Source organism: Streptomyces sp. NPDC102274, from assembly GCF_044766385.1.
GTDB lineage: Bacteria > Actinomycetota > Actinomycetes > Streptomycetales > Streptomycetaceae > Streptomyces.
Window position 1 is genome coordinate 117,238 of the sequence record NZ_JBIWLW010000018.1, and the last position, 17,999, is coordinate 135,236.

At 68.8% G+C, this 17,999-nt stretch carries 15 protein-coding genes and 1 tRNA gene; 9 read left to right on the forward strand and 7 right to left on the reverse strand.

Annotation, left to right across the window (positions count from 1 at the left end; translation table 11 throughout):
• Nucleotides 1-166 precede the first annotated feature (166 nt).
• The 3 genes from ACIRQP_RS23945 to ACIRQP_RS23955 all read right to left on the reverse strand — a co-directional run bounded on the left by ACIRQP_RS23945 (nt 167) and on the right by ACIRQP_RS23955 (nt 5,095).
• Nucleotides 167-1,420, reverse strand: a complete 1,254-nt coding sequence (locus ACIRQP_RS23945; RefSeq protein ID WP_403893164.1) for a beta-ketoacyl-[acyl-carrier-protein] synthase family protein — start codon at nt 1,418-1,420, stop codon at nt 167-169.
• Nucleotides 1,417-2,622, reverse strand: a complete 1,206-nt coding sequence (locus ACIRQP_RS23950) for a beta-ketoacyl-ACP synthase 3 (protein ID WP_403893210.1) — start codon at nt 2,620-2,622, stop codon at nt 1,417-1,419. The genes ACIRQP_RS23945 and ACIRQP_RS23950 overlap by 4 nt, the downstream gene beginning before the upstream one ends.
• 163 nt (nt 2,623-2,785) lie before the next feature.
• Entirely contained in the window at nt 2,786-5,095 is a 2,310-nt protein-coding gene (locus tag ACIRQP_RS23955) for a germacradienol/geosmin synthase (protein WP_403893165.1), read from the reverse strand.
• Nucleotides 5,096-5,253: 158 nt separating this feature from the next.
• Between ACIRQP_RS23955 and ACIRQP_RS23960 the strand changes: the two genes are divergently transcribed.
• Nucleotides 5,254-5,859, forward strand: coding sequence for an HhH-GPD-type base excision DNA repair protein (locus ACIRQP_RS23960; RefSeq protein ID WP_403893166.1), 606 nt, complete (start codon nt 5,254-5,256; stop codon nt 5,857-5,859).
• A gap of 160 nt (nt 5,860-6,019) precedes the next feature.
• A complete protein-coding gene (locus tag ACIRQP_RS23965) occupies nt 6,020-7,561 on the forward strand; it encodes a M28 family peptidase (protein WP_403893211.1) in 1,542 nt (513 codons plus the stop codon).
• A gap of 34 nt (nt 7,562-7,595) precedes the next feature.
• On the opposite strand, the gene ACIRQP_RS23970 is transcribed toward ACIRQP_RS23965, so the two are convergent.
• The gene (locus tag ACIRQP_RS23970; protein WP_240045375.1) at nt 7,596-7,736 is read right to left on the reverse strand and encodes a DUF397 domain-containing protein; all 141 of its coding nucleotides are present in this window, start codon (nt 7,734-7,736) and stop codon (nt 7,596-7,598) included.
• Complete coding sequence (locus ACIRQP_RS23975) at nt 7,693-8,640, reverse strand: Scr1 family TA system antitoxin-like transcriptional regulator (protein WP_403893167.1); 948 nt, start codon at nt 8,638-8,640, stop codon at nt 7,693-7,695. Before ACIRQP_RS23975 ends, ACIRQP_RS23970 begins: the two co-directional genes overlap by 44 nt.
• An 865-nt stretch (nt 8,641-9,505) precedes the next feature.
• Here ACIRQP_RS23975 and ACIRQP_RS23980 point away from each other — a divergent pair.
• Together ACIRQP_RS23980 and ACIRQP_RS23985 are read left to right on the forward strand one after the other, a co-directional pair.
• Entirely contained in the window at nt 9,506-9,808 is a 303-nt protein-coding gene (locus ACIRQP_RS23980) for a type II toxin-antitoxin system VapB family antitoxin (RefSeq protein WP_023540426.1), read from the forward strand.
• A gap of 149 nt (nt 9,809-9,957) precedes the next feature.
• Entirely contained in the window at nt 9,958-10,593 is a 636-nt protein-coding gene (locus ACIRQP_RS23985; RefSeq protein WP_403893168.1) for a LytR C-terminal domain-containing protein, read from the forward strand.
• A gap of 61 nt (nt 10,594-10,654) precedes the next feature.
• Here the strand turns inward: ACIRQP_RS23985 and upp are convergent, their stop codons facing one another.
• Entirely contained in the window at nt 10,655-11,290 is a 636-nt protein-coding gene (gene upp, locus ACIRQP_RS23990) for a uracil phosphoribosyltransferase (protein ID WP_030349959.1), read from the reverse strand.
• A 141-nt stretch (nt 11,291-11,431) separates the two neighbouring features.
• Here upp and ACIRQP_RS23995 point away from each other — a divergent pair, with 141 nt between their 5' ends.
• From ACIRQP_RS23995 to ACIRQP_RS24010, 4 genes are all read left to right on the forward strand, one after another.
• Nucleotides 11,432-11,755, forward strand: coding sequence for a hypothetical protein (locus ACIRQP_RS23995; RefSeq protein ID WP_403893169.1), 324 nt, complete (start codon nt 11,432-11,434; stop codon nt 11,753-11,755).
• Nucleotides 11,756-11,979: 224 nt separating this feature from the next.
• The gene (locus ACIRQP_RS24000) at nt 11,980-12,516 is read left to right on the forward strand and encodes a hypothetical protein (protein WP_403893170.1); all 537 of its coding nucleotides are present in this window, start codon (nt 11,980-11,982) and stop codon (nt 12,514-12,516) included.
• Nucleotides 12,517-12,581: 65 nt separating this feature from the next.
• On the forward strand, nt 12,582-13,010 hold the full coding sequence (tadA, locus tag ACIRQP_RS24005) for a tRNA adenosine(34) deaminase TadA (RefSeq protein WP_403893212.1): 429 nt from the start codon (nt 12,582-12,584) through the stop codon (nt 13,008-13,010).
• A gap of 112 nt (nt 13,011-13,122) precedes the next feature.
• Nucleotides 13,123-13,207, forward strand: a tRNA-Ser gene (locus ACIRQP_RS24010).
• 312 nt (nt 13,208-13,519) lie between these two features.
• Here the strand turns inward: ACIRQP_RS24010 and ACIRQP_RS24015 are convergent.
• Nucleotides 13,520-13,642, reverse strand: a complete 123-nt coding sequence (locus ACIRQP_RS24015; RefSeq protein ID WP_403893171.1) for a hypothetical protein — start codon at nt 13,640-13,642, stop codon at nt 13,520-13,522.
• Between the two features lie 1,457 nt (nt 13,643-15,099).
• Between ACIRQP_RS24015 and ACIRQP_RS24020 the strand changes: the two genes are divergently transcribed.
• Nucleotides 15,100-17,805: an ADP-ribosyltransferase gene (locus ACIRQP_RS24020; protein ID WP_403893172.1), complete on the forward strand. Its 2,706-nt coding sequence runs from the start codon at nt 15,100-15,102 to the stop codon at nt 17,803-17,805.
• Nucleotides 17,806-17,999 lie beyond the last annotated feature (194 nt).

A 17,999-nucleotide genomic window follows, 5' to 3' on the forward strand; every position in this document is an offset into this window, starting at 1 on the left:
GAGGCCGTCTGGTCCAATGAGCCCGTCTGATTCACCGTGTTCACGGCCACGGCGTTGATATTTATACTCACGCCGGTATAACGATCAATCAATGGCGAAGAAACGACTCTCCCACCCGCAGAACCATGGGACATTCGTACGATCAGCTCCCTGATGTGACCTGTCGTCAGGCCCGCCGAAACGCCAGCGCCACGTTGTGCCCGCCGAACCCGAACGAGTGGCTGACCGCTGTCTCCACCCACTGCCGCCGGGGTTCCTTCGTCACACAGTCGAGGTCGAACTCGACAGCGGGCGCGTCCACGTTGGCGATCGGCGGAATCACGCCATGTTCGAGGGTCAGCACCGTCGCCACCGCCTCGATCGCCCCCGCCGCCGCCAGCGTGTGCCCGACCACCCCCTTCGGCGCCGTGACCGGCGGCCGGTGCGGGTAGACCCGGTCGATCAGTGTCGCCTCCATCGTGTCGTTGAGCGGTGTCGACGTGCCGTGCGCGTTGACGTGCTCGACGTCGTACGGGCTCCAGCCCGCGTCCCGCAGCGCCGCCTCCACCGCCACCTGGGCCCACCGCCCGTCCGGCGCGGGCGCCGTCGGGTGGTGCGCGTCCGTACTGGCGCCCGCGCCGGCCAGCAGCGCGCGCGGCGCACGACCCCGGGCCCGCGCGTCCGCCTCCCGTTCCAGGATGACCATGGCGGCGCCCTCGCCGATCACGAACCCGTCGCGGTCCGACGCGAACGGCCGGGACGCCCCGCCCGGATCGCCGGTACGTGTCGACAGCGCGCCCATCCGCGCGAAGGCCGTCACCACCAGCGGGGTCAGTACGGACTCGGCGCCCCCGGCCACCACCACATCGCACTGGCCGCTCGTCAGCAGATCGCGGGCCACGGCGATCGCGGTGGCCCCCGAGGCACAGGCGGTCGCCGGGGCCAGGCTCGGCCCCCGGGCCTTGAGCGCGATGGCGACCTCTCCCGCCGCCGCGTTGGGGATCATCATCGGTACCAGTACGGGGGAGACCGCCTGCGGACCGTCCGTCTGGAGCTTCAGCGCGTTGTCGACGAGTACGGAGACACCCCCGACCCCCACCCCCAGCACCACGCCCACCCGGCCGCCGTCCCAGCTCACGGGGTCGAGTCCGGCGTCCGCCACGGCCTGGCGGGCCGCGATCAGCGCCAGCTTCACGAACCGCGCCATCCGCCAGACCGACCGCCCGCCGATCACGGCGTCGAGATCGATGCCCTCGACCGCGCAGGCGAAGTCGACCGGCATACCGGCCAGTTCCGGGCGCTGCCTGGCCACCGACCGCCCCGCGCACAGCCCTTCCCAGAAGGACTGTTCATCGTGGCCGGCGGGAGTCACCACCCCGAGCCCGGTCACCGCGACCGTCCCGCTCTCCTGCCCGCGTCCCCGCTCAGCCGTCGGCGTCATGATCCATTCCTTCCGTCGAGGGCCGTGGCCCGTGAGTTCTCGGGCCGTGCGGCCCCGGACGTTGTCGTCGCAGGCGTGGTCGTCGCGGACGTGGTTGTCGCGGACGTAGTCGTCGCGGGCCAGCGCAGCGCCACCGTGCCCCAGGTGAGGCCGCCGCCGAAGGCGGTCAGCAGCATGCGGTCGCCCGTGAGGAAACGTCCCCGCGCGTCCGCGTCCGCCAGGGCGAGAGGGATGGAGGCCGCGCCGGTATTGCCCACCCGGTCGAGATGGGTGACACAGCGCCGGCCGTCGATCCCCACCCGTTGGGCGACGGCCCGCAGGATCCGGGCGTTGGCCTGGTGCGGTACGAAATGGTCGACCTCGGCGGCGTCCCAGCCCACCGTGCGCAGCAGGGAGCGGCACGAACCGGTCATCCGCTCGACCGCGTGCTGATAGACCGCCCGCCCCCGCATCCGGAAGAACTCGTCGCCCTCGGCGGCCGCTTCCGGCACCGACCTCGACCGCGCTCCGCCGCCCGGCACGGTGATCAGGTCGTATCCCGTGCCGTCACTGCCCAGATCGAAGGCGAGCAGCTCGCCCGGGTCCCCGGCTTCGCCCGCACCGATCAGCGCCGCTCCGGCGCCGTCGCCGAACACCACTCCCGAGGAGCGGTCCCGGGGGTCCAGCCAGGTCGAGTACACATCGGCGCCCACCAGGAGCACCCGTTCATAGAGCCCGGAGACCACCAGGCCATGGCAGACGGCGAGACCGTAGACAAAGCCGCTGCACACCGCGCCGATATCGAACGCGGGTACCGTGCCCAACCCCAGCCGGGCCGCCAGCGCCGGCGCCGTGCCGGGACAGAGATGGTCCGGCGTCGCCGTGGCCAGCACCACGGCGTCCACCCCGCGCGCGGCGCCCACCCGCACCGGAGCCGCCCCTACAGAGGCCGCACCCATCGGAGCCGCCCCCACCAAGGCCGCACCCGCGCCCGCGAGCATGTCGGCACCCGCACCCGCGTCCGCGAGGCCGGGCGCCGCCGCGACCAGCAGCCTCGCCGCCTCGTACGCGATGTCCCCCGTGGACATCCCCGGCGCAGCCCGATGGCGGCCCGCGATGCCCGTGCGCTTACGGATCCAGGCGTCATCCACCTCCCACTCCGCGGGCAACGCCCCATTGGGGACCGGCTCCCCCGGAACCCATCCGGCGACGGCCTCCAGCACCGCCGTCCGCGGCTCCACCCCCTCCCGTCTCTTCTCACGCCCCCTCGCGCGCGGGCCTCGCGCCTCCGTGCGCCCGTACACTGCGTTTCCGCTCGCCACCCACGGCCCCCATCCAGTAAAGATCACATCGACCGGATGACAAACGGGCGCGCCCGTAAGCGAGTTACTGCGCCATTTGGGGCAAAGATCGCGTCGGTTCCCACCCAGGTAGGTGAATCCGTGCCGCGGAGGTGCCGAGCCCGCTCGGAACGGGTGGCAGCCGGCGGGTGATACCGGCCCGGTCCTCCAGCAGTTCGGCCTCCTTGTACCGCTTACAGCCGTGGTGCCAGTTGAGGATCCCGGACAGCCAGTTCTCCAGCTCCTTCACATAGCCGTCGAGCACCCCGCGCGCGTCCGCGTCCAGGTCGAAGTCGTCGTACAGCGTGGGCAGTTCGTGGGCGACGACATGCTGGAACTGGCTCATCCGCGAGTTCATCAGGTCGTCGATGATGACCAGGGCGGTCGGGTAGTCGCAGTTGAAGAAGTTCTGCACGACGAGCAGGCCGTTGTGCACCTCGCCCTCGAACTCGATCTCCTTCTGGTACGAGAAGACGTCGTTCAGCAGCACCGCGTAGTCCTGGGCCGCGTTCTCCAGGGACTTCATCGGCCCCGAGCGGTAGATCTCGGGCGGCACCGCCCGGCCGTGGCTCAACCGCGACAGACTCATCGTCATGTCCGAGCCGAAGGTCTGCCGGCGCATCTCGATGTAGTCGACGGGGTCGGGGATACGGTTCTGCACCTGATTGGCCAGCTCCCACAGCCAGCTGTCGGTCATGTCGACGACGGACTTGCGGAAGACGCGGCGTGCCTCCGGGCCCATCGGGCCCGCCGTACGGGCCCACAGATCGGCCAGGCCCCGTTCCAGCCCGGTCGCGGGCACCGGCGTCTCGAGGCTCTCGACCGGCATGAACAGCGCCAGCCGGTCATTGCACGCCTTCGCGCCCGCCACATCGCGCGCGTTGCCGTAGACGACCGGGTAGTAGTCGTCGCCGTACGTCCCCCACGTCAGCCAGTCCGAGGTGAGGTCGAGCCCCTCCGCCGTGGCGTCCGGATGGATACCGGCCGCGCAGAGCGGCAGATCGATACGGCGCAGCCGCCGCTCATCCCAGACATCCGAGCCCGGGATTCCCGGCTGCCCCCTCAGGATCCCCATGCGATGGGCCCACTCGACGGTGTGCTCCCGCGAGTGGTCCAGATGTGGGCTCATCGACAGCCCGAACGGCATCCGGAACTCCGGCAGCACGGCGGGACCGACCCGCTGGAACGGGATACGGCCATGGCTGCGCGCCCGCGCCGGCGCACCCGCGCCGATCGTCTTCGCGATATCGGCCGCGGCCGTACCGAGACCGACCGGCACCATCGAGAACGACACGCCCGCCCCGCCCGGCACACCACCCGACCCGCTGACCGCCGCGCCGCCCGCGCCGGAACCGGACTCGGAACCGGCACCGTTCATATAACGGCTGGAGCGCATATGCCACTCATGGCCGCCCGACTGCCAGTCCTGGAGCCCCTTCACATAGGCGAGGGTGTCGGCGCACGACTGCGGATCCAGGGCCTTCTCGGCGAAGAGCGGCCCCAGCTCGGTCAGCGCGGTGTTCTCGAACTGCTGGATGCGCGAGGTGAGCAGATCGTTGACGGCGTCCGCCGCCTCCTGTGTCGTACAGCCGAGGAACGTCTCCAGGACGAGCACGCCATTGCTCAGCTCGCCCTCCTCCTCGATCTCCCGCTGGTAGGAGAACAGGTCGTTGCGCAGATGGACAGCGTCCGAGAACGAGTCCCTCAGAACCCGCAGGGGACGTGAGCCGGCGATCACCGCGGGCACTTCGGCGCTCGCCGCGTACTCGATGAGCCCCGCGGACCAGGGCGCTCCGCCGACCTTGCGGCGCATCTCGATGTACTCGACCGGATTCGCGATCCGGTGCGCGTTGATGTTCGCGAGCTCCCAGTCGGACTCGTTGAGGAGATTCTCCGTGGACTCCGCGAACCGCTGCCGCCACGCCATGGACATGCTCGGGACCGTACGGGCCCAGAGGTCCGCCAGCCCCGCCTCGACCGGATTGGTCGCCTCCGGGAATCCGGCGGCGAGATCCATCGGCATGAAGGCGGCCAGCCGTTCGAGATACGCCTTGCCGCCCTCCCGGTCCTGGGGCCGCTTGTAGACCTCCAGGAAGTGGTCGTCGAAGAAGAACACCCACACGTACCACTCCGTGACCAGCGACAACGCCGGACCGTCGCAGTCCGGATGCGTATACGAGCAGAGCAGGGCATAGTCATGGGAATCGAGGTCGCACTCCTCCCAGACACCCGACCCCTCCAGCATTCCCATGTCCCTGGCCCATCGCTTGGAGTGCGCCCTGGCCTCCTCCAGGTGCGGATTGAGTCGGGCCGGATAAGCCATATAGAAATCCGGCAGTTCAAACGGCTGTGTCACGGGCGAGCGGCCTTTCCCGACAGTTCCGGTGGTTTTCCCCTGCGTCGTGATCTACCCCTCGCCCCACTCGCCCATCCGGACCACAAAATAGTCATATGAACACACCGCAAGCGCGTGGCGTAGGCGCCCAACGCCGCGGCCCGGGTGATCATCGCTGAATGAGCACCACGATCCGGCTCGCACAACAGCCCGAGGCCGACGAACTGCTCGGCCGCAGCCCGCTGGCCGCGCTTGTCGGCATGCTGCTTGACCAACAGGTTCCGATGGAATGGGCGTTCTCCGGCCCGTACACCATCGCCGTACGCATGGGACACGACGATCTCGACGCGCGGGAGATCGCCGCGTACGACCCCGAGGCGTTCGTCGCGCTGCTCATGGACAAGCCCGCCGTCCACCGCTATCCGGGGTCGATGGCCAGACGCGTCCAGCAACTCTGCCAGTACCTCGTCGAGCACTACGACGGCGATCCCACCGCGATCTGGCGTGACGTCGCCACCGGCACGGAGGTCCGGGACCGGCTCAACGCGCTGCCCGGCTTCGGCAAGCAGAAGGCCCAGATCTTCCTGGCGCTGCTGGGCAAGCAGTACGGAGTACGGCCCAAGGGCTGGCGCGAAGCCGCGGGCGCCTACGGGGACGTGGGGTCGTACCGCTCGGCGGCGGACATCACCGGACCCGAATCGCTGGCCAAGGTACGGGCGTTCAAACAGGAGGCGAAGCGCGCGGCCAAGGCGGCGAAGCCGGCGCGAGCGCCCAGGACCGACTGACCGCCGGCCGATCCGGGCCCGATCCGCGGCTGATACCCCGATACGTACCGTGAACTGCGACACAGCTGTTCCCAGGCGGCGCGGCGCTGGCTAGCTTTCCCTCACATTTGTTCGCACCGGAAGGATCCCAGCCCCTGTGAACGCAACTTCCCGCAGAATCCTGGCAGTCGTGGCGACCACCGCGCTCGCCGCTCCTCTGCTGCTGTCCGCCTCGCCCGCCTCCGCGCGCTCCCACGACCCGGCCGAGGACGCCGCCAGGGACGCGGCGAAGCTCTCCCGGAAGCTGGTGCGCGAGGCATCGGCCGGCGACGCGTACCGGCATCTGGAGAAGTTCCAGGCCATCGCGGACTCCGCCAACGGCAACAGGGCAGCGGGCACGCTCGGCCATGACGCCTCCGCCGCGTATGTGTACAGCCAGCTGAAGAGGGCCGGTTACCAGGTCTCGTACGACACGTTCGACATCACCTATATCGAGACGCTCGCCGAGAAGCTCACGGTCACCGCGCCGACCCCGCGCGATGTCACGATCACAGCCATGTCGTACACGACGTCCACCAAGGAGGGCGGCATCGCGGCCGACCTCGCCGCCGTCCCGGTCGACGCGACCACCGGCTGCGAGCCCGCCGACTACGCCGCCGGCGCCTTCACCGGCAAGATCGCGCTGATCCAGCGCGGCGGCTGCGACTTCGCGGCGAAGCAGAAGGAGGCGGCGGCGGCCGGCGCGGTCGCCGCGATCATCTACAACAACACCGAGGGCGCGCTCAGCGGAACCCTCGGCGGCCCGGACGCCGGGAAGATCCCCACGGGCGGCATCACGCAGGCCGACGGCCAGGCGCTCGCCGCCGAGGCCGCCAAGGGCGCGGTGAAGGTCTCCCTGGACATCCGCCAACTCCAGGAGGAGCGCACCACCCGCAATGTGGTCGCCGAGACCAAGGGCGGCAGGGCGGACCGGACCGTGATGCTCGGCGCCCACCTGGACTCCGTCACCGAGGGTGCCGGCATCAACGACAACGGCTCCGGTTCCGCCGGGCTGTTGGAGGTCGCCCTCAAGCTCGCCAAGACACACGACAAGCCGGCGAACAAGGTGCGCTTCGCCTGGTGGTCGGCGGAGGAGCTGGGCCTGCTCGGGGCCGAGGCGTACGTCAACGGCCTCACCGCCACGCAGCGCGCGAACATCGCCCTCTACCTCAACTTCGACATGATCGCCTCGCCGAACTTCGCTCAGTTCGTGTACGACGGCGACGACTCGGACGGCGAGGGCGCGGGCCCCGGCCCCGGGGGCTCCGCCCAGTTGGAGAAGGGCATCACCGACTTCCTCGACAGCAGGAACGTTCCGCACGAGGGCACGGACTTCGACGGCCGCTCCGACTACGGTCCCTTCATCGACGCGGGCATCCCGTCCGGCGGCACCTTCACCGGCGCCGAGGGCATCAAGTCCGAGGCCCAGGCCACGGAGTACGGCGGCGAGGCCGGTATCGCGTACGACAAGTGCTATCACTCGGCCTGCGACGACCTCTCGAACATCAATATGAAGGCGTTCGGCATTAACATCGGGGTGATCGCCAACGCCGTGGGCACCTACGCCCACGATCTGAGTTCGGTGACCAAGCCGGTGGCGACAGCCGACGCGGCGCTGATCCCGCTCAAGGGTGGCGAGAGCGAAACTGTTTCGCACTCGCGCGGCCACACGCCCACCGCGTAGCGGCCCGTCCCGAGCAGAGCGCACCCCATCGCGTTCAGGCGGTGGGGTGCGCGGCAGTTCTGGCACCGGAAACGAAAGTGGAGAAAACGGCTCTGCTGAACACAAGGACCGGGCCTTCGGTATTCTTGCTGTCACGTACGGGGATAATGCCCGGGATACCGGTGCCTATTTCCACGCAGTTTCCGCTGTTGTCGCCGCTGTAACTGCTCTTTACCCACGTTGTCGCTCTGAAATCGCGATTCATCATGGTGGCCGTACCCTTCCATCGCGTCATTGAGCAACGCGGCAGACTCGGAGGCGGACAGCGCATCCGCCCTCAGAACAGCATAGGTCTGTGCATGACGGCCGGTAACTGCCGGATCGTCGCTGAAGTGCCCGCGGTCCAGCGATTCCGAGTACACCCAGACATGGCCATCCGAGAGGGTGATCAGAGACATGGACGTATTGGGACGCCAAATACCCGGGACACCCGCGGGGGCGACTTGGACACGGATGTTCGGCTGCTTTCCCACGCGCAGCAGATGTGCGCACTGATCCCGCATGACGGCCGCGCTTCCGACGGTGTTCCGGATGCAGCTCTCGTCCAGGACCATGAGCAGAAGCGGCCCCTCCGGGGAGAGAAACCGGTGTTGTCTGCTGAGCCGCGCGCGAACACGCCTTTCCAGCTCATCCCCACCGGCCCGGCGCGAGAGCAGCGCGCGGGCGTAGTCCTCGGTCTGCAGCAGACCCGGCATCATCTGGGTCTGGTACTCACGGAGCGCCGTCGCCTCGGCGTCCATGGCGGCACGGCGCTTGAACCAGTCCGGATGGTCCACTTCCGGATACCAGTCGATCTTGTGCCAGAGCTTCTGCAGGATACCGCCGGTACGCAGCACGATGTCGCACGTCTCCGCGAATTTCTCGTCAGGAACACGTGTTCCGGCTTCCACACGGGCAACGTAGGAGCGATCGCAGGGGACTTCGCCAGCCAGTGCTATTTGCGTAACACCTATGGACTCACGGCAGTGCTTGAGAACTTCGCCGAACACATCGGCCGTGCTGGCGCCTTTCTCCCCGCCTCCTGCGTTGCGTCGGCCCATGGCCGCTCCCCTCATGTCATGTGACAGATCTCGACTGGAACGCGTGCGACGTTGTGCGCCCGCCCCGCGCAACGCAACCCTTGTCCCGTGCAACGTAGTTGCATCGCCCCGAGGACGACAATGCACAAGGAATCGAACTCAATGACACACCGTCCCCCTGAATTGGAGGCCGTGGTCCTCGGCACGACTATGCTCCGGCTGCGCCGGGCGGAAAAACTACCCGCCGAAGCAGGTGAATTGCACGAGCCGGTTTGTTTTCGGGTGTCCCCCGGAGAGCACCAGAACGCGGCGCACGGAAAGGTGACTTGATGCCCAGGGCAACCTTGACCACCGTGCTTCTTTCAAAAACGGACTGCTGGTACTGCGAATCCTGCTGGATAAACAGCGTGGAGGCGGCACGCACCACCCAGGACGACTGTATGGACCTGCTGTGCCTCAGATGCGCCGAGGCGAATTTCCCGAGGCGCGTGGACATCTTTCCGCCGTTCGGAATCTTCGGGCTCTCGAACCGCAAGACCAGAATGAGCAGTGGAAAGCACGCGAAACCGGGCGGCCCCAAATTACCCCCCGATCCCGGACCGCATCCGCCGCCGAACCCGCGCCCGCAGTCCCCGCCGGGGACCCCGCCCGTCTGACGGGTCCGACGCACGGGTGGCCGGGGTGAGGCGCTGTCGCGCATCTCACCGGACCCCTTTCGAGCGAATCAGCGGCCCGGTCCGGCGGCCGGCGGCCGCGTTCCCGAGGGGTACGGGCACCGGACGAGTGGGTTCCACTCACGCTTCACTCCCCATTTGCCACCTAATGCGACCTTTGCACTCGGTCACCATGGCTGCGCCCGGAGCCGCTCGCCCGGTAGGCTTTCCGTGTGATCTTCAAGCGCATCGGTAACGGGCGGCCGTATCCCGACCACGGCCGGGAAAGCACCCGGCAGTGGGCGGATGTCGCGCCGCGCCCGGTCCGCCTCGATCAGCTCGTGACCACGAAGGGTCAACTGGACCTGGAGACGCTGCTCGCCGAGGACTCGACCTTCTACGGGGACCTTTTCGCCCATGTCGTGAAGTGGCAGGGCGATCTCTATCTGGAGGACGGACTGCACCGCGCCGTCCGCGCCGCGCTCCAGCAGCGCCAGGTGCTGCACGCGCGCGTGCTGGAGCTCGATCTGGGCTGACCCGGCCCGTACAGGCAGGGTCCGCGGAGGAGTCCGCGGCAGGGGTGACCTGTCGGGTACTGAGCCCTTCGGGGTCTTTCGTCACCCGGACCGCTCAACCCATTGATCATTTAGTAGGAAACACCACTGGAGCGCACTACGCTGCGGCCATGAGCATGCTGACTCCCCCCGGCATGGGTGGAAAGTATCGCATTACGGGCACCAAGTACCCGCGCATGCGCCGCCCCCGTCATCGCCGCAGGATCGTGCTCGTGGCCGTCGCATCCGTCGCTGCCCTCGGCCTGGCCGGCTGGGGAACGCTACAGCTCATCGATGTCTTCACGGGGGGCGGCACGAAGAGCGCCGCCGCCCGGAAGCCAGGCTGCGAGCACTCGTCCGCGCCCGTCAAGGCACTTCCCAAGCCCGGCCAGATCACGGTCAACGTCTATAACGCGACTCCGCGAGGCGGACTCGCCAAGACCACCGCCGACGAGCTGAAGAAACGCGGCTTCGTCATCGGCAAGGTGGGCAACGCCCCGGCCTCGTACGACAAGAAGGTCCCGGGCACCGGGATACTGGTCGGCGCCTCGAAGCCCGAGGACGGATTCTTCGTGGTCCTCGGCGCCCAACTGAAGGGGGTCACGTCGAAGACCGACTCCCGTAAGACACCGGATCTCGATCTGATCCTCGGCGCGGCCTTCAAGGAGCTGAACGTACAGGAGGAGGCCGACCAGGCCCTGGCCACCGTGTCGAGTACCGCGTCGGATCCCGCCTGCGGGGATCTGGGGGCGGCCCCGAAGAACTGACCGCTCCTTCCGGTGGGGCCCCGGTTCGCCTGCCGCGCGAACCGGGCCCCAGAGGGATGTCCTACTCGGCCGTCCCATACATACGGTCGCCCGCGTCGCCGAGACCCGGGACGATGTAGCCGTTCTCGTTGAGGCGCTCGTCGACCGCCGCCGTGACGACCGTCACCGGCGTACCCGCGAGCTCGCGCTCCATCACCTCGACACCCTCGGGCGCCGCGAGCAGCACGACCGCGGTCACATCGTCCGCGCCGCGCTTGATCAGCTCACGGATCGCCGCGACCAGCGTGCCGCCGGTCGCCAGCATCGGGTCGAGCACATACACCTGGCGTCCCGAGAGGTCCTCGGGCATACGGTTCGCGTATGTGGACGCCTGAAGGGTCTCCTCGTCGCGGATCATCCCCAGGAAGCCCACCTCCGCCGTCGGCAGCAGCCGCACCATGCCGTCCAGCATGCCGAGGCCGGCCCGAAGGATCGGGACCACCAGCGGGCGGGGATACGAGAGCTTCACGCCCGTCGTGCCCGTCACCGGTGTCTGGATGTCGACCTGTTCTGTCCGTACGTCCCGGGTGGCCTCGTACGCGAGCAGGGTGACCAGCTCGTCGGCGAGGCGCCTGAAGGTCGGGGAGTCGGTGCGCCGATCGCGCAGCGTGGTGAGTTTGTGCGCCACCAGCGGGTGGTCGACGACATGAATCCGCATGGCGACCACAGTAACCGGGGGCCAAGGCTGTACGCGCTGCCACCGCCCGGTCGGCATCAACCCCCGCCGACGAGGGAATGTGTCAGAAGGCCCCGGTACGACCGCGGAGCCGGGCACGCAGCCTGAGGTGGTGACGCATCCATGCCGGACGAGGATCGGGAAGGCCGGGATCAGCGCCCCGACCAGGTCGGGGCCGAGGCACCCGCCGAGGCGCCCGCCGAGGCAGAGGCCCGGGAAGCGGCTCGGGCGGAGAGCCGGGACAGGGCTGGGGCGGAGAGCCGGGACGAGGCCGGGGCGGAGCCCCCGGCAGACGCTCAGGAGAGCGAGGCGGAGCGCCGTCGGCGGCGCGCGCAGTTCCTGCGGGAGCTGAACGAGGCCAAGGCCCTGCGCGAGCGCGTGAAACCCCGCCAGGCCCGCGCCGCGCGCATGCGCCAGCAGATGCGGATGCGTACGTTCCGGTGGTGACCGACCGGTAGCCGCGCCCGGCGCGCGACGTACCGTGCCTTCGTCCCGCATGCTCATGGGAGGCATCCGGCGCCCGGGGCCGAACAGGGGCCTAATAAAATGGCCCGACGACGCAACGGTGGAAGACCTCTCGCGAAGCGTTCGTTTCTGCCACGATTCCGAGTGGGCGGGGCAGATCAGCGCACCGCCGGATCGTCACACCTCTGACCAGTGGGAGAGTCACGGTGTACTTCGCCGCACTGCTCGCGCGCACCGAAGACGGGTGGGAAGCGAGCGACACAGAGCTCGACGATGTGGAGACCTTGTCGGATCTGACCGACTTGGCCCGCGAAGCCTCGGTGGACGAGGACACGGTGCTCGTGTTTATCGAGCAGGAGGATGCCTGGTTCGGCATTCTCCGCGTGGAAGGCGAGGAAGACCCTCGCATCTACGTCTCCGACGCGGCCGCGGCCGCGCGCTCCTCGTACGGGGAGATCCTCATTGATGAACTGCTCGGCAGGGACGATGACGACCCGGCCGACGACTTGGACACGCTGGACCTCGACGGTACGGAGGACGGCGAACCGGACGAGAACGACGAGGAGGAAGAGGACATCCCCCTGAAGGACGGGGAGACCCTGCCCGTGGGAGCCGTCGGCGACCGCGAGATTCTCACCGACCTCGGCCTGTCCGAGGCCGATCTGCTGGCGCTGGATTCCGACGCGATGGCTGAGATCGCGGAGGCTCTGGGTGCCGCCGAGGTACTGGAGACCGTCCGCTGAGGCAGGCCCAAGTGATCCAGCACGACCCCGCGCCCGACCCGGTACGCGCACCGTGGCGAGCGGCCATGCGCCTTGCCCTGGAGGAGGCGGCACGGGCCGCCTCCTCCGGTGACGTGCCGGTCGGCGCCGTCGTGCTGTCCCCGGACGGCACGGTGCTCGCCGCGGGCCACAACGAACGCGAGGCCACGGGCGACCCGACGGCGCATGCGGAGATCCTGGCGATCCGCAGGGCCGCCGGGAAGCTCGGAGCCTGGCGGCTCACGGATTGCACGCTGGTGGTGACCCTGGAGCCGTGCACGATGTGCGCGGGCGCGATAGTCCAGTCCCGGGTGGACCGGGTGGTGTTCGGCGCACTCGACGAGAAGGCGGGAGCGGCCGGCTCGCTCTGGGATGTCGTACGGGACCGGCGGCTCAATCACCGGCCCGAGGTGATCCACGGCGTTCTCGCGGAGGAGTGCTCCGAGCTGCTGACGTCGTTCTTCCGGGACCGCTGACCGGTCGTCGAGCAGCCGCCGGGCCGCCGGCCGGCAGCCATCCGGCGGCCTTCGGGAAGCACTTGGGATATCGATTTCGGAGCACGACCCACCTTGGGCTAAGCTCTCTCTCGGTAGCGTGTCCGAGCGGCCGAAGGAGCTCGCCTCGAAAGCGAGTGTGGGGAAACTCACCGAGGGTTCAAATCCCTCCGCTACCGCTCTCACACCCTCCTGATCCGCAGAAACGCGGTCGGGAGGGTGTTTTGCGTGCGGCACGCAAGGGCCGAGGGCAAGAGCACAACTGGCCCACGCACCATGCGGCTACGCCCTCCCATGGAGGGATCCGGCCCCGCGGATCCCTCAGCCCCCGCAGCCGGTTCTTCCACCTCCGCCGAAAACGGTCGGCACCTACGGAGAAGCCGCCATCCGTGCCGTCCTCGCGTCGGCCCAGGGCAAACCAGCCACGGCAGATCCGCATCGATCCAAACCGCGCCACGCCACCGTCGCGCCTTCGCCATGAACAGACCTGGTCATCGACGGAGGGGATCCGCCCATGCTTGGACCATCTCCGGAGAACTGCTCGCGGTCAGCTCGGTCAGCAGCGTCACTTCCGGCTCCTGCGAACCGTCCAGCACCTGAAGCGCCTCAACCATGCCGACCCGGGGCTCCTCACAGCGCTGCTCCAGATAGGCCCGTACCGCCTCGGCGATGAGATCTTCTTGGTCAGCCCCAAGAAGTGCGCGCCCTGGCTGATGAGCTTGTCCGTGTCCGGATCCACCGTGAGCGGCGCCGGCCAAACTGGACCAATAAGTCGCCCCGACCCAGGAAAACAGGCCCGGGACGGTTTTGGTCTGCCGCTTCCGCAACATGCCGCGACGGGAGCACGGCAGACGCACCGCCCCCCTGGCGGCGGCAGATGCCCGTCGGTCTGCCGGGACCTGGAGGCATCGGCGAGGACGAGATCAAGGCGCGAAAAAAATCTCCAGAGCTCTGCAATCTCCACGGACTGCTGTACCGGCACCCTCCAGTCGAGTGGAGCATGAGCCCGCGATCACCCTTTACGCGTAGCACCGGGTGACCAATCTCCGCCGCTGATCAACCGACCACGCCCTCATAGCCCCCACGCCACGCCATCAGGCGACGCGAAAAGTACTCTGGCAGCCAGCGAAGACGCGCGTTCCACACACCCCTTAGAAGCAAAGAAGTACCTAATGCCGGAATTTGCGAAAGCAAGTAACCCCAGGCACCGAGCCACGTAAATCCCCGGGTCAGCTCCCGTGGTCCCCACGCACGCGGGGTTGGTCCGGCCCCTTACCGGCTGGCCCCGTTCGGCCCGCCGTAGCATGCCGCGGGCCGTGATCACCAAGCTCACCCGAGCCGGCTCGTCGCTGATCCCAGCCCCTGGAGACACCAACCAGGCGAGAACTGCTGGCCGCCAGTGGGGAGAACTGAGTGGCCGCTGACGTACCGCAGACATTCCAGCTGCGATGGCCCCCTTGGAAGTAGTGCTTGCGTCCTCGCGAGAGGTCCCCGCTTACGAAGGCTCGCTCCCGCCGGGCCGGGTGCGGCCCACCCCGCCGTCCGTGCTGGGTCGCCGCCCCGGAGCTCTGGGAAACGCTCGGCGGTCGGATGAGAGTGGTCAGGAGCCGGTCGAGGAACACCAGTCGGTGCTTCACGTCGACGTCCACGGCCCGCCTTCGCGGCCCGAAGAAGACGCCTGGCCTGATGCCGTTCGGTCCACAACGGGCCTACCTCGGCGATGAGTTCAGCAATCACATCGGCCGATACGCGCCCACCACGCAACCATGATCACCGATCAATGCCTCGACGTCTTGCCGCCAACCAAGTGCGGCTAAAGCCCGCTCTGTTCGGTCACTCAATGTCGTTCGGGGAGAGGGAGAACTGCTGAGGCGCGGCGCGGTCCCGGCGTGGGCCCGAGGTGGGTCCGTGGGCCCTTGGAATGGGTCTTGGGCGTACGTACTGTGCCGACATACGTGCCACGGCTGGACGCCTGGGCCGGACATTTTGAGCAGTTCGCTGGAAGGGTTTCCCCGTGTCGGACTCACAGGGCCTGGCGTTTCAGGCCGGCATACCCACGCATCGTTGGGAGTTGCCGAGATCACTCGCAGTGACCCGGGTTCTGCTGTATCTGATGTTCGGTCTCACGCTGCTGGGCGGCGTCGGCGTGCTGGACTCGTTGCTGGAGCTGGGCAGCCGTGTCACGCCGACGCTCACTTTGCTGGCGTTGTACGCGGTGGCGCCGGGGATCGCCGCCGTGGTCCTGGCGCGGCGTTTGTGGACTGGTGGGAAAGTCGTCTGGTTCGCGTTGATCGCTCTCCAGGCGTGGCTGCTGGTCGGCAGCATCGTCAATCTGTACGGGGGGTCGGAGCGGGGGCTCAGCCAGCTGCTGCTGCCGGGTGCGCTGGTGGCGCTGCTCAGTGCGGGTGCCAGCCGTGCCTGGTTCGAACGGCCTGCGGAACAGCGGGCTGTGAGGCCGCGTTGGACGCGCGAGCGGTTGCGTCGGGTCGCGGTCCCGTCGATTCCGCATGTGATCGGGTGGCGCCGGAACCGCGGTCAGTCGACGGTCGAGTACGTGGGCATGGTCGGTCTGGTCGCCCTGATCATCGGCACGCTTGTGCTCAGTGGCGTGGGAACCCAGCTCGCCGGCGGTCTCCAGACAGCGGTCTGCACCATCCTCGGCGGCGACTGCGAGAGCGACACGGTCGCCGGGGGCGGCGGCGAGTCGGGCGGGGGAGACAACGGTGGCGGCGACTCCGGCGGCGGCAACTCCGGCGGCGGCAACTCCGGCGGCGGCGACAGCGGTGGCGGTGACTCGGGCGGTGGTTCCGACGGCGGCGGCTCGGGCGGTGGTTCCGACGGCGGCGGGTCCGACAGCGGCGGTTCCGACGGCGGGTCCGACAGCGGCGGTTCCGACGGCGGGTCCGACAGCGGCGGTTCCGACGGCGGGTCCGACAGCGGCGGTTCCGACAGCGGCGGTTCCGACGGCGGGTCCGACAGCGGCGGTTCCGACGGCGGGTCCGACAGCGGCGGGTCCGACGGCGGGTCCGACAGCGGCGGGTCCGACGGCGGGTCCGACAGCGGCGGGTCCGACGGCGGGTCCGACAGCGGCGGGTCGAGTGGCGGCGTCGAGTGCAATCCCGTCATGGCCCCCTGGGGCATCACCCAGAGCTGCACGGAAACAGGCACCGGCGGTTCCGACGGCGGCGGTTCGGACGGTGGGTCCGATGGCGGCGGTTCGGACGGGGGCGGCTCCGACGGCGGGTCGGACGGCGGCGGTTCGGACGGCGGCGGCTCCGACGGCGGGTCCGACGGTGGCGGCTCGGACGGGGGTGGTTCCGATGGCGGCGGGTCGGACGGCGGCGGCTCCAACGGCGGTGGCTCCGACGGGGGTTCGGACGGCGGTGGTTCCGATGGCGGCTCCGACGGCGGTGGGTCGAGTGGCGGCGTCGAGTGCAATCCGGTCATGGCCCCCTGGGGCATCATGCAGAGCTGCACGGAAACAGGCACCGGCGGTTCCGACGGGGGCGGGTCCGACGGGGGCGGGTCCGACGGGGGCGGGTCCGACGGGGGCGGGTCCGACGGGGGCGGCTCGGACGGCGGCGGGTCCGACGGGGGCGGCTCGGACGGCGGCGGCTCCGACGGCGGCGGGTCGAGTGGCGGCGTCGAGTGCAATCCCGTCATGGCCCCCTGGGGCATCACCCAGAGCTGCACGGAAACAGGCACCGGCGGTTCCGACGGCGGTGGCTCGGGCGGGAGCAGCGGCGGCAAGAACGACGACAATAAGGACGACGACACCGATGAGGACAACGACGACGACAAGGACGACAACGACAACGACGACGGCAAGAAGGACTGCCGGGACGGCACCAAGGTCGCCTTCTTCGGACCGGTGACCACCGGCGCAGCCGGCGATGGGCGCTACACGCTTGCCTCGGCCGCGGTTCGTACGCGTGTTGTCGTCAGCGGCGTCACGCTCGCAGCCGACCCCGGAAGCGCTTCCGCGATGGACCTGGTGCAGTCGCTATCCGGATTCTCTATCGCTGGTGTCGATACGTACCAAGACGCGGAGAACAGGCTCAGCAACGCTCTTGGACTCACTGACGAGCCGAGGCCGGAGCCCGAGCCCGCCTCGGAGCGCGAGCCCGAGCCGGGGCCGGACGGGGGAAGTTGCCCCGAGCGCCCAAACCCGATGACCGCGCTGGACGGTGTCCCGAAGTACCGCAATGGCGACAGGAAGAATTGGTCGGAAGAGGTCGAGAAGAAGGCCGACGAGAACCCGCTGACAGAGGATCTCACCGCCGAGGACGCGCTCATCATCGCCGACTACACCGGCCCGTGGGCCGAGGACGCGAACAAGTACCTACGTGGTCAGCCGATCTCGGGTCTCCGTGCGGGGCGGGTCCCGGAGTTCATCGAGAAAATGGACCGTGCTCTGGAGCACCTGCCGCCGGTCGAGGGGACGTTCTACCGGGGTACGTTCATGCCGGACGAGTTGATGGAGAGGTTCGCCAACGGTGAGCAGGTCGAGATGCCCGAGTACCTCAGCACGTCCAGCGACCCGGCAAAGGCCGACCGCGCCGCCGAAAACGCGAAGGCCAATGGCCGGAAGGGCGAGAATGTCGTGATGGAGGTCATTACGGACAACGGCCGCAACATCGACCCCTTGTCCCGCTATTCGCCAAAGGAGTCGGAGGTCCTCATCCCGCGCGGCGGCAAGTTCGAGCAGGTGGGCGTGAAGACGAAAATCATCGGCGGCAAAGAATACAAGGTCATCCAGGTGAAACAGGTGGGTTGAGCCCTGCCCCACGGCCGGGCTCGTGTTGAGCGTGTGGACCGGACCGACAGCATGCTCGACGTGGTGCCGCTGTTGCCGAGTCGGCCACGTCCCTCCGCCACCGCCACAGAAAACCGCCCCCGGCCTGCGAAAGCAGGCCGGGGGCGGTTTTCTGTCGCTGCCCGTGTCCCGACGAGCCGCACCGCGAGCGCGAC

Excerpts from the sequence above, each read along its gene's own strand:
- ACIRQP_RS23945 (WP_403893164.1), bottom strand. The coding sequence starts at position 1,420 with ATGACGCCGACGGCTGAGCGGGGACGCGGGCAGGAGAGCGGGACGGTC.
- ACIRQP_RS23960 (WP_403893166.1), top strand. The coding sequence starts at position 5,254 with ATGAGCACCACGATCCGGCTCGCACAACAGCCCGAGGCCGACGAACTG.
- ACIRQP_RS23975 (WP_403893167.1), bottom strand. The coding sequence starts at position 8,640 with ATGGGCCGACGCAACGCAGGAGGCGGGGAGAAAGGCGCCAGCACGGCC.
- ACIRQP_RS23985 (WP_403893168.1), top strand. The coding sequence starts at position 9,958 with ATGAGCATGCTGACTCCCCCCGGCATGGGTGGAAAGTATCGCATTACG.
- upp (WP_030349959.1), bottom strand. The coding sequence starts at position 11,290 with ATGCGGATTCATGTCGTCGACCACCCGCTGGTGGCGCACAAACTCACC.
- ACIRQP_RS23995 (WP_403893169.1), top strand. The coding sequence starts at position 11,432 with ATGCCGGACGAGGATCGGGAAGGCCGGGATCAGCGCCCCGACCAGGTC.
- tadA (WP_403893212.1), top strand. The coding sequence starts at position 12,582 with ATGCGCCTTGCCCTGGAGGAGGCGGCACGGGCCGCCTCCTCCGGTGAC.
- ACIRQP_RS24015 (WP_403893171.1), bottom strand. The coding sequence starts at position 13,642 with ATGGTTGAGGCGCTTCAGGTGCTGGACGGTTCGCAGGAGCCGGAAGTG.